We start from the raw sequence: 11826 nt of genomic DNA, 5'->3' as shown, positions 1-11826 counted from the left end.
TTTACATTTTAGTATAATCAGATTTAGTTCAATAATATTTAAATAATATTAAAGTTTTTATTAAAATCGAGAAATATTTTTAATTATATTCGAAAAGACTCTCCACAACCACAATACCCTTTAGCATTTGGATTTTTAAATATAAAACGTGATGATAATTCTTCTTCTATATAGTCGAGTTCTGAACCAATGAGATATAAACAAGATTTAGAATCTATTACAACTTTACAACCATTGGACAGAGTTATGATTTCATCTCCATTAGAATACTCATTAATGTAATTAAAAACATATGACAACCCAGTACATCCTCTTTCTCTTATCTTTATATGAAATGCAACTGATCCTTCAGGCGCTGATTTCATAAGAGAAAAAATTCTATTCTCAGCAGTTTTAGTTAATCTTATCATAATTTTTATAAAAATTAGTTTTTTATATTGTAAATAATTTATATTAGTATTTTTGTTTTAATATTATAAATTTTATATATATTTTATTAATACTGAATATTATTATATGATATAGTATTATATGCGATATATTTACATTATGAGTTGTACAATTTTATTTTTTGTTGTATGACCACGAATTAACTTTATACATGATACTGGAATCTTATAATATTCAGCCAGCATTTTCAACATTCTTTTATTAGCTAATCCTTTATCTGGTGGTTCTGTGACATATATAATCATTTGTTTCTGTCCATTATCAAGATAGCGAAAATCAGCAACAAAGTTTTTAGATGACTTTGGTATTAATCTAATAAAAATAGTTTTTTTTTATATCTACCATAATTTTATGAATTTCATAAAATTTTTATTTATTTTATTTTATAATAAATTATTATAAAAATCTATATAATTAATGTAAAAAATCAATATAAATTACTTTATATTTTAAAGTATCTCTTGCATTTATAAACATTAGACATTTTTTTTATTTTATCTATTAAGCAATTGAGTTGTTTTGCACATTTTACTTCTATTGATAAAATTATTTTTGATATGTTTACATTTTTATGATCGATTATAATATCATTAACATTAATTTTTAATTCTGAAATTGTAAGAAGTACATTAGCTAAACTTCCAGATTTATCAGAGATTAACATTTCTATCCTGCAATAAAAATTACTTTTTTGTGCTATGATATTAGACCAGCTAACATCAATAATATTGATAATTTCTTTATCATATTTTATTTTTTTACATTTTATATGATGGACTTGAAATTCTTCTTTTTTATTAACAATACATATTATTTCATCACCTGGTACAGGACAACAGCATTTAGAAAATTTTATATTAGTATTTTTTTTTAAAGCATAAAAATTTTTAATAATTACTGAATTTGCATTATTTTTTTGTATATTTTTTATATTTTTAATAAAATTTTTTATAATATTTTTAAAAGAAAAGAAAAATTCTTTTACAAATTTTTGAGATGTTTTATTATATAATATAGAATTTACAATATCATTTAATGATAAATCTTTAATTCCAATCTTATAAAAAAATTCTTCAATATTTTGACATTTGAAGTATTCTAAATTATTTACAAATATATTTTCATCATATACAATTTTTTTTTGACTTAAATAATTTAATAATGAAGTTTTACCAATTTTGACAAGTTTTTTATTATTAATAATATCTATATCTTCACTTTTAGTGATATTATGTGTCAACCAATGATGATTTTGTTGATCATTTAAAGATTGAACTATCTTTACACAGTCTCCATTAAAAAGTCTTGTGTTAAGAGTTCTAACTAAATTATTTATTTTAGCGTATAATGCCCTCTTTGCTATTCTTGAGTGGACGATAAAAGCAAAATCAAGCGCTGTAGATCCTTCGGGTAAAGATATCATTTTTCCATATGGAATAAAACAAAATATGTTTTTTTTTATATAATTATGATGTATATAATCTATATTAAAATTTTCTTGTATATTATTTTCCTCTTTATTATTACTTTCCTCCTTATTATTATAAATTATTATTTTTTGATCTAAAAAAGAGCTATATTTATATCCACTTTTATAATGCCAATGTGATGCTAATCCAAATTCTGCAATTTTATGCATTTTTGCTGTTCTTATTTGTATTTCTAAAGCAGAATTTTTATTATTATTAAAATATATTATAGTATGAAGAGATTGATAATTATTGCTCTTAGGAACGCTAATATAATCCGTAAATTCATGTGAATTTACTTTATATTTTGTATGTATTAAAGCAAGAAATATATAACAATCTTTAATATCTGATGTAATAATACGAAACCCGAAAATATCAAAAATTTTCTCAAATGGTATTTGTTTTTTTTTCATTTTTTTCCATATTGAATAAACTGTCTTTTCTCTTCCTTCAATTCTAAAATCGATGCCTTCTTGAGAAATTAAACTAGTTAATTCAATAATAAAATCATGTATATCGATATTATTATTTTGTTTTAATAGATTTAAGCGATTATTAATAGATTTATATAATGTTGGATTTTTTTCAAAAAAAAGTATATTTTCGAGTCTATTTTTAAAATATTGTACTTTAATTTTTGATGCAAGAGGGATATAAATATATTCCAATGCACAAATAAATTTATGTTTTTCTGTTGAAGATAAATTATTAATCTCAGATTCAGCTCTATATAATATTTGGGCTAATAATATTAATATTGTACGATTATCCTTAGCGATACTTAAAAAAGAATTATAAGCTTTACAATTATTTTGAACATTTTTTATATCTTTATAGGCATGTTCTAATTTCGATAATCTTTTGCTTATTAAGAAAATTTTATTATTAGAAGTAATTTTAGTTTTAATTTCTGTAATGTATTCTTTAGAAAGTAAATGACAATTCTGTAAAATTGCTGAAATTATAGTTTTTACATCAGTGTGAATATCTATTAAATATATAGCAATTTTTAAAGATATTTCTATTTTTAACTCACTAAAAACATAATTACTTAGAATAACATGATTATTAAAGTTTATATTTTTTACTTTAGTAATTAATTGATTTTTACATAAATTATTGTAATTACTATCAATATTTATATAATATGATTTTCTTTCTTGATCAATTTGACTTATCTTTATTGTTAATTGATTAAGTATTGATAAAGCTGTTTCAATTTCTATTATATCATTTTGTGAATATAAATCATTAATTCTTGAAAGAATTGTTTTTTCTAGGAATTTTAGCTTTTCATTGACATAAAAGTAGTTTTTATTACTCATTCTAAAAAGATAAATTCCCGAATATATTTTATAATATTTGAAACAAATTAATTGCTTTTTGTAAGTAGAGAAATATCTACTAAGAATTTAAAACGCTGATGAGTGAATAAAAAACAGATTGGAATATTACGCATTTATGGTACCCGCAGCCAGACTTGAACTGGCAAGAGAAAAATCCCCACGGATTTTAAGTCCGTTATGTCTACCATTCCATCATGCGGGCAGGAGAGAGTCTAAAATATTTATTGAAGCAATTGAAAGGATTTAGTATGTAAAGAGTTACATATACCAATAAGCTTCTTAATTAGGGAAATATAAATAACATATTCTAAAAATATTCAAGATTTTTATCAAGAATTTTTGAAATATTAAGTTAAAAACTAATGATTTAATTTCCTCTAACAAGAATTATAGCAGTAAAATAATGATAGGTCAACTAACAGGAACAATTATTTTTATCACATCTGATCACTTTATTATTAATGTGAATGGAGTTGGATACATCGTATATGGATCTGCGTCTTTATTATCTTCTCTTATTATTAATAAAGATGCTGTTATTATAACAGAAATGATTGTACGTGAGGATTCTCTTACACTTTATGGTTTTCAGAGTTATTTAGAAAAGCTTTTATTTAGTACTTTAATAAAAATTCAAGGAATAGGAGCAAAAATGTCTATTTCTATTATGAATTCTGCAAATTTAAGAAAAATACTTAATGCAATATTAACTTCTGATTATAAATTTTTTACTAATGTAAATGGAATTGGTAAAAAGATGGCTATGCGTCTTATCAACGAATTACATGATAGTAAATTCTTAAAAGAAATAGAAAATGAGTTAAATTCAATTGATTCAAATGCAAATGAAATCAATTTAAGTAGAAATTTAATAATTCAAAATGAAAAAAATATAGAATTATATAAAGATATTGTATCTACTCTTGTTAATTTGGGATTTCCTAGATCAAAATCACAAATTGTTGTCAAAACAGTAATGATTGATAATTCTGATTGCAATTTTGAGGATATGTTGCGAATTTGCCTCAGTAAAATAAATAACAATATTTAAACATTTATTATTTTGATTTAATTGTTTATAATAAAAATATATACTCATAACTCTATATAACTAAATAAATTTTTTATATATGTTTTTAAATATATATTTTTATTCTAATTTTTTATATTAATTATAATTTGAAATGATATTTTTAAAATAAGTAAAATTTAGACCATAAAAACTTAACTAATTGATTACCAAATATGAAAATAACAAATAGAACTGTTGAGGTATTAATTGGTGCATTTGTATTAATTCTTGTAATAAAGTTTATATTTATAATACAAAATTCTGATAGATTTTCTACTAATACTAATAAAGAATATATTCTTTATGCATCTTTTGATAGAGTAGATGGAGTAAATATTGGAACACCAGTAAGCATTAGCGGTGTTAAAGTAGGACAAGTTATAAATCAAGTTTTAGATAATCAAACTTATAATGCTGTTCTTACATTGGCAATTAATAAAGATATAAATCTTCCTGTTGATACATTAGCAGAAATAATAAGTTCTAGTCTTCTTGGAGAAAAATATGTATCTCTTGTTCCTGGTGCTGATAGCGATATGCTGAAAAATAATGATAAGATAGAATTTACTCAATCTTCAATTAGCTTTGAAAGTTTAATTAGTAGAATGCTTTTCGGTATGGAGTCAGGTAAAAACAAGGAATCATCTTTAAGAAATGAAAATAGTGAAGATTCAGTAATAGAAAATAATACCGATAAAAAAGAAGATGAAGATGAGAAAGGAGAACATCTAAGTTTTTCAGGTGCTAATATGGGGTAGATATAGGGTAGATGATTAAAATAAATAAAATGATATTTATATCATATAAAACAGATTTTTATTGTGTTAATGAAATAATATCATATTTATTAAATAATTTGCCTAAATTTTAATAATTAAATTAATACTTTAATACTAAATTATTATTTTTTTATATTTATATTTCTATTTATATTATTATTTTGAGTATTATTAACGATTCTTCGATTTTGATTCATTTCTTTTTCTAAATGATCAGTTTTATCCATATTTTCTCCTACTTTATTACCAATATATCCACCTGCTCCTGCTCCTATTACTGTTGTTAAAATTTTACCTGATCCACCTCCAAATGCAGAACCTATTAACCCTCCAGCAATTGCACCAGTCGCTGTTCCTATATCTTTCTTAGATGTATTACCATTACATCCAGTTAAAAGCATCATAATACTAAGAATTATTAACTTATTAGATAAAAATTTGATATATTTCATATAAAAATAAATTTAATGGTTGATATTTACACTACTAAATATAAATTTTATTATAAAAATAGTATTTTATCAATATATAACAGATCATATTTTATCAATGAATAAAATATTATATAATAAATATTATAAAAATATCTATATTCAATTTAGTTTTTTACTGAAAAATATTTAAAAAATTATTTTATTATAAATAAATATAATCATTAATAATTTAATAATTCTGTTATAGATATAATAGATAAAAACGCTAATGAATATCATATCTCATTAAAAAATGTTTAGATCCCGCGAAGCCATTTTCATAATTAGATATAGTATGAAATCCCATTTTATGATAAAATTCTACTGATCCTTGAATCATTATTGTATCTAAAATAATATATGTACATCCGAAATTCTTAGCATAAGAAATCAAATTTTCTATTAATTTACGACCTACACCACATCTTCTATATCTTTCATCAACCCAAGCTAAATGTAAAGTACATACATTAAGATATGCAGTTGTTACCAATCCTCCAGCAATTTCACCTTTTATATTATGCATACAAACAATAAAACTTTGTTGTTTAAATTTTCCTACTATCGAACAATTATAGTTATATAATCCAGTACTAATTTGTCCTGCTATTCCTTGCCTTGGATTATCAATAATATCAATTTCTTCGAGTAAATCAGGTATTTCTTGTTTGTTTATAGGAATATTATTATTTATATTTTGGCTTTTATTAGATACATCATTTTTAACTAGATCAAATATCATATTATTCATTTTTTATTTAAAATAAACGTTGATTTTTCATATTTTTTCTATTTTGAGAAAGATTACTTAATTTATATAATAATAGTAATATAAAATAATTTTATATACTTAATATATTTAAGTATTTAAGTAACATATCTTCATCATAGATTTTCCTATTATATAAAATCAATTTCATTAATAGTCATTAATATAATAGAAGTATATTTGTAAAAATCTAATTTTACACAATATTTTCTTATTGATTTATCAACTGTTTATAAAAAGAAAAAATGTATGTAATAATATTTTTCATTAATATTTTTTATATTTTTGTAATATTGGAAGAGTTATATTAAAAATAAATACTCTTTCATCAGGAAATATTATTTCATCATAAAAAGTCGAAGTTATTTCATTTGCAATGAGATATTCTGCATTCTTTGATATTTTTATTGATGAATTTACTTCTTTATCATTTTTCATTTCATCTATAGAAAAAAACATTTGTGTTTCCATAGAGATATTACTTTCTAAATGAAAAATAAAAAAATTTATCTTTTTTGTATCATTTATAGTTAATTTACCAGGTAAAATTGTAAAAAATTCGTATTTTCCTAAATTATTTGTAATACATGAACCTGACCCTGTAAAATTTTTATCCCCAGTTTCCTGCCTCATATCTATATCTTCTTCTCTGTATGAAGAAAAACTTTTATCCGTATCATATAGAAATTTATCATTTGTATAAGTATTTATAGTAGTTGTTCTAATCACTCCATTATAATCAGGATGCCATATTTGAACTAAAGCATTTCTTAATGGCACACAATCATTTGTAAAAATTCTTCCAATAATTCTTATTTTTTGTCCTTTTGCAATAAAAGGAGACCCAACTCTTTGTCTTAAATTATTTGTCTTATAAATAGGAGGTTTTGCTAAAACAGACCATACCTCTGGAGTTATAAAACAACTATCAACAATCACATCATCTGTAACTTCTGCGATAGATTTTGCAGGCATAAGATTAATAAATAAATACAGCATAAAAATACTATAATATATAATATAATAATTATAATTCCTTGATTTTATATTGATTAAATTATTATTTATTTTGTTTTTCATATAAAAATATTAATTTATTAAATAAATTTCTTAGGATTAAGAAGATTTAAACATCTTGAATATAGATAAAAATTTATAATTTTTTATATGATACTGTAATTACTTTTTCTCTTTATCTTTTTTTGTAGCATTAATAACCCATAAAGAAGAGATTCAGCACTTGGAGGACACCCAGGAATATAAATATCTACTGGAACAATTAAATCACATCCTCTTACAACAGAATATGAATAATGATAATACCCACCACCATTTGCACAACTCCCCATAGAAACAACCCAACGTGGTTCAGGCATTTGATCATATACTTCTCTTAAAGCTTTTGCCATTTTATTAGTCAAAGTTCCTGCAACAATCATCACATCGGATTGTCTTGGACTAGGTCTAAATAGCATTCCAAAACGATCCATATCATAGCGACTAGATGCTGCATGCATCATCTCAACAGCACAACAAGCTAAACCAAATGTCATAGGCCATAGAGAACTTCCACGTGCCCAGTCTACAATATTACCTAGCTTACTCAATATAAAGCCTTGATTATAAGTTTCATTTATGGCTTGTTTTATTAAATTCATAAAAATAATGTTAAATTTATTAAAATCGAGATAAAATATAATATTATTGTAGATTTTATTATTAAAAAATATAATATTTTATTTTATAATATATATCTGATTTATATTATCATAGTAAAATAATATTGTTTAAGTATATATTATAACATGGTAATAAATTGCTAACAATTGCTATATCCAACTATTTTATATTTTAAAAAAATATTATTTTATTAAAGTGTCAAAAAATAAATTATTTAAACATATTATTGCTCCGAAGTTATTATGTTATTTTGTAATATTACTCAAATATTTACCTATGTCTTTAAGGTCAAAAATTGGATCTTTATTTGGAAGTGTTTGTGGAAAATTTTTAACTTCATCTACAAAGCAAATTATTAGCAATTTATCTGTTATAAAACCGTTTTGTAGACCAGAATCTTCAAAATATTATAAAAATATTATCCATATGTCATGGAAACATATAGGAAGAGTTATTTTTGAATCATTATCTTTTTCTAAAGATAACAAAGAAAAAATAAAATCTATGATACTTCTAGAAAACTTTAATCCAGAAGATTTAGAACAACCGGCAGTATATATATCAGCACATTTTGGAAATTGGGAACTGTTATCTAGAATACCATCTGCTTATGATATTGACATAACTTTTTTATATAAAAAGACAAAAAATAAAATTCTGAGAAAATTGATAGATGATATTAGAGATATAAATAATACTGAAAGCAATATTTCTTGGGTTGAAAGTAGCATTTCACCAGTAAAATCTATAAGAAAATTAATGAAAGATCTTTCTAAAGGTAGAGCAGTAGGTATGTTAATTGATCAAGTAAATAGTTTTGATGATCAAACAATAGATTTTTTTTCTAAAAAAATAAAATGTACTTACTTACCAGCGTTTTTAGCATTAAAGTTTAATATATCACTATTTATTGTACATAATTTTTACGATGGAAAAATTTATAGAATAAAGTTAAATAAAATAGAACCACAAAATTATTTTGGAGTAGATACTAAAATTGCTGCAAAAGAGATAACTAAAATTATTTATAAAAATTTTGAAGAATGGATTAAAGAACACCCAGAACAATGGTTATCAATATATCGTTATTGGTGAGTTGAGATTATATAATAAAAATTATATTAAAATTTTAATATTTTTAAATATTTAATTAAATAATAAAAAATTTATATTTATTTATAAAACTTATAAAATAACTTATAAAATATAGTATGATTTAATTAATACAGATCTATCTTCTAATTCATAATTATTATCTATTTTAGTATCATCAAAACTATTAAAAGATATAGTTATATCAATAATTCTATCTTTTTTAATATTATTAATATAATCTTTAATTATCTCAGGCCATTCTATAATTATAGGTGATATTTCTTGGTATATAAGATCAATTAAACCTATTTGTATGATTTCTTCTTTATTATTTAATCTATATAAATCACAATGAATAAATGATTTTTTATTTCTTTCTTTCGAATTATCAATATGAATATTATTATCAATATATTCATTTATGATATTAAATGATGGACTTGTTATAATTAAATCTTCATTTTCAAGATAGAGTTTTATAATATTTTTCGCTAAAGTCGTCTTTCCTACTCCTAAATCACCATTTAATAAAATTACACTCTTTTGATCTATTATTGATGTTATTTTTTTAGCAAGATTAAATGTATCATCAATAGATTTCAATAAAAAATATTTATTTGTCATATTTTATACAAAATTTTAATTTTTTTAGAAAAAATATTAAATACATTAAATTAAAACTATTTTTCGCAGAATTATAGCAAGCAATCATAGTTATATCTATGAATTTTTTTAAAAAATAGATTTTTAATAAAAATAATCTTAATATTGAGGATAATGTTACAAATATAGTTAATAATGGTGATCATATTATAAATATAGAAATAATTGGAGATAATAATATAGTTAGTCTTTATTGCTAATCAGAAGTTTGTGTATTTTTACTAAAAAGTTTATTATTATTGAGTAATCTGTGATATTCACCATTTAAATCTTTTACTAAATCATTATGCTTACCTTCTTGTACTAATAAACCATCTTTAAGAACAATAACTTTATCTGATTTAAGTATTGTTGCAAGACTATGAGTGATAATTAATATTGTTTTATTTTTTAATAAATTTTTAATACCAAAAAAAACTTCATTTTCATTGTAATCATCCAAAGATGATGTAGCTTCATCAAGAATAATGAAACGACTTTTACGTAAAATAGCGCGTGCTATGCAAATCCTCTGTTTTTGTCCACCTGATAATTGAATACCTTTTTCTCCAATATTTGTCATTATTCCATTTGGAAGTGCATTAATAAAATCAATAGCAGCAGCAGCTCTAATAGCATCATCAACTTCTTTTTCACTAGCATCTAGTCTTCCATAAATTATATTATTATAAATACTACCAGCAAATATATAATTATCTTGACTAACATATGCTATATCTTCGCGTAATATATTATTTGGAATATCTTTTAAATTAATTCCATTATAAATAATTTCACCACTACTATAATCATATAATTTGAGAAGTAATTTCACTAATGTACTTTTACCAGATCCAGATTCTCCAACGATTGCAGTTATTTTACCACTTTCAATTGTAAGAGATAAATCAGATATTGAATCACAAATTTTTGTAAGATAATTAAATTTAAGATTTTTTATTACAATTTCAATTTTATCATTTTGTTTAAATTGAATACTATCTATTGAAATATTATTGTTTATATTTTTATCTGTTAGTTCATTTTTAATAAAATAATTTTCATATTGATTGATAAAATTTTTTATTTTTTCAAAAAGACCAAATAAACGACCAATTTCTGGTGCAGAATCAGCAACAGATCCTAATGCTGATCCGCAAATAACTAATAAAATTAAAAAAGATGATACAGCACCACCTGTTAAATTTTTACAAATCATCTCTTTACCACTAAGCCATATAAGAGCAATTACTCCAAAAAAAGATAATGTAAGAACAATAGCTACTAAGATGGATCTAGCGATTGAATGTTTTTTATTTGCTATTATTTTTTGCATCATTAAATCAGAGAATTTTTTTTCAGCAAATGTTTCTCTTGCATAGCTTTGAATTAAATGAAGATTATTGATCGAATTTTCAGTTTCTGTAAAAATTTCTGTTGAAATATTTTTACTACGTTTAGCTTCTTTTTTTGAACGGGAACCAAGTATTATAATTGGTGTTACTATTACAGGAAGTGATATAATTGTAAAAACACTTAAGCTTGGACTTGTTGAAAACATCATTATTATACTACCAATTGCCAATATAAGATTACGTATAGCTGATGATAGAGAACCTGTTATAATATTATAAATAATTTCAGTATCATAGAGTAGAATTGATATTAAATTGCCATGTTTTATTTCATCAATATCTTGACTACGCATATTAATAATTACAGAATATAATTTACATCTTATATCAGAGACTAAATTATTACCTATATGATTTATGTAATACAATCTAACTATTGATCCTATAGTTAGTATTACAACTAAAATCATCATTGTAAAACAAGACTTATTTATTATATCCATATTATAATGATAAAATCCATTATCAATCATATGTCTAAGAATACGACCTATTCCTAGTATTGATGATGAGCTTATAAATATAGCCATCATTATTATGTAAAAAAATTTAATATATGGTGAAATTATTTTTTGCAAAATATCTTCTCTTTTAGATTTTACTTTTTTTCTTGATAAGAACTTCATAATTATT

Annotated in this window: 12 protein-coding genes and 1 tRNA gene; 3 read left to right on the top strand and 10 right to left on the bottom strand. The window is 22.2% G+C overall.

Translation table 11 applies throughout. The features are described 5' to 3' along the window. Positions 1 to 83: 83 nt before the first annotated feature. The 4 genes from Lyticum_RS03520 to Lyticum_RS03505 form a co-directional block, all read right to left on the bottom strand. The gene (locus Lyticum_RS03520) at positions 84 to 410 is read right to left on the bottom strand and encodes a HesB/IscA family protein (protein WP_322498954.1); all 327 of its coding nucleotides are present in this window, start codon (positions 408 to 410) and stop codon (positions 84 to 86) included. A 132-nt stretch (positions 411 to 542) separates the two neighbouring features. Then, the gene (locus Lyticum_RS03515) at positions 543 to 767 is read right to left on the bottom strand and encodes a DUF167 domain-containing protein (RefSeq protein WP_322499046.1); all 225 of its coding nucleotides are present in this window, start codon (positions 765 to 767) and stop codon (positions 543 to 545) included. A 125-nt stretch (positions 768 to 892) separates the two neighbouring features. Then, on the bottom strand, positions 893 to 3247 hold the full coding sequence (locus tag Lyticum_RS03510) for an ACT domain-containing protein (protein WP_322498953.1): 2355 nt from the start codon (positions 3245 to 3247) through the stop codon (positions 893 to 895). A gap of 137 nt (positions 3248 to 3384) precedes the next feature. Then, positions 3385 to 3470 (bottom strand) — tRNA-Leu (locus tag Lyticum_RS03505). Between the two features lie 201 nt (positions 3471 to 3671). Here Lyticum_RS03505 and ruvA point away from each other — a divergent pair. After that, positions 3672 to 4319: a Holliday junction branch migration protein RuvA gene (gene ruvA, locus Lyticum_RS03500; RefSeq protein WP_322498952.1), complete on the top strand. Its 648-nt coding sequence runs from the start codon at positions 3672 to 3674 to the stop codon at positions 4317 to 4319. Positions 4320 to 4513: 194 nt separating this feature from the next. Further along, complete coding sequence (mlaD, locus tag Lyticum_RS03495) at positions 4514 to 5098, top strand: outer membrane lipid asymmetry maintenance protein MlaD (RefSeq protein WP_322498951.1); 585 nt, start codon at positions 4514 to 4516, stop codon at positions 5096 to 5098. Positions 5099 to 5241: 143 nt separating this feature from the next. Here the strand turns inward: mlaD and Lyticum_RS03490 are convergent, their stop codons facing one another. The 4 genes from Lyticum_RS03490 to Lyticum_RS03475 all read right to left on the bottom strand — a co-directional run bounded on the left by Lyticum_RS03490 (position 5242) and on the right by Lyticum_RS03475 (position 8019). Continuing rightward, positions 5242 to 5523 carry a glycine zipper 2TM domain-containing protein gene (locus Lyticum_RS03490; RefSeq protein WP_322498950.1) on the bottom strand — a complete coding sequence of 94 codons (282 nt, stop codon included), beginning with the start codon at positions 5521 to 5523 and terminating at the stop codon, positions 5242 to 5244. 295 nt (positions 5524 to 5818) lie between these two features. Further along, a complete protein-coding gene (locus tag Lyticum_RS03485) occupies positions 5819 to 6343 on the bottom strand; it encodes a GNAT family N-acetyltransferase (RefSeq protein WP_322498949.1) in 525 nt (174 codons plus the stop codon). Between the two features lie 285 nt (positions 6344 to 6628). After that, complete coding sequence (locus Lyticum_RS03480) at positions 6629 to 7360, bottom strand: peptidase associated/transthyretin-like domain-containing protein (protein WP_322498948.1); 732 nt, start codon at positions 7358 to 7360, stop codon at positions 6629 to 6631. A 164-nt stretch (positions 7361 to 7524) separates the two neighbouring features. After that, positions 7525 to 8019 carry a NuoB/complex I 20 kDa subunit family protein gene (locus Lyticum_RS03475; RefSeq protein WP_322498947.1) on the bottom strand — a complete coding sequence of 165 codons (495 nt, stop codon included), beginning with the start codon at positions 8017 to 8019 and terminating at the stop codon, positions 7525 to 7527. A gap of 217 nt (positions 8020 to 8236) precedes the next feature. Between Lyticum_RS03475 and Lyticum_RS03470 the strand changes: the two genes are divergently transcribed. Next, positions 8237 to 9136: a lysophospholipid acyltransferase family protein gene (locus Lyticum_RS03470; RefSeq protein ID WP_322498946.1), complete on the top strand. Its 900-nt coding sequence runs from the start codon at positions 8237 to 8239 to the stop codon at positions 9134 to 9136. Positions 9137 to 9238: 102 nt separating this feature from the next. On the opposite strand, the gene tsaE is transcribed toward Lyticum_RS03470, so the two are convergent. Both tsaE and Lyticum_RS03460 read right to left on the bottom strand, forming a co-directional pair. Beyond that, positions 9239 to 9760: a tRNA (adenosine(37)-N6)-threonylcarbamoyltransferase complex ATPase subunit type 1 TsaE gene (gene tsaE, locus Lyticum_RS03465; RefSeq protein WP_322498945.1), complete on the bottom strand. Its 522-nt coding sequence runs from the start codon at positions 9758 to 9760 to the stop codon at positions 9239 to 9241. 235 nt (positions 9761 to 9995) lie between these two features. Beyond that, a complete protein-coding gene (locus Lyticum_RS03460) occupies positions 9996 to 11819 on the bottom strand; it encodes an ABC transporter ATP-binding protein (RefSeq protein ID WP_322498944.1) in 1824 nt (607 codons plus the stop codon). Between the last annotated feature and the right edge of the window lie 7 nt (positions 11820 to 11826).

The sequence above is a fragment of the Lyticum sinuosum genome, from assembly GCF_034471385.1.
GTDB lineage: Bacteria > Pseudomonadota > Alphaproteobacteria > Rickettsiales > Midichloriaceae > Lyticum > Lyticum sinuosum.
This window is presented reverse-complemented; position numbering and strand designations above follow the sequence as displayed.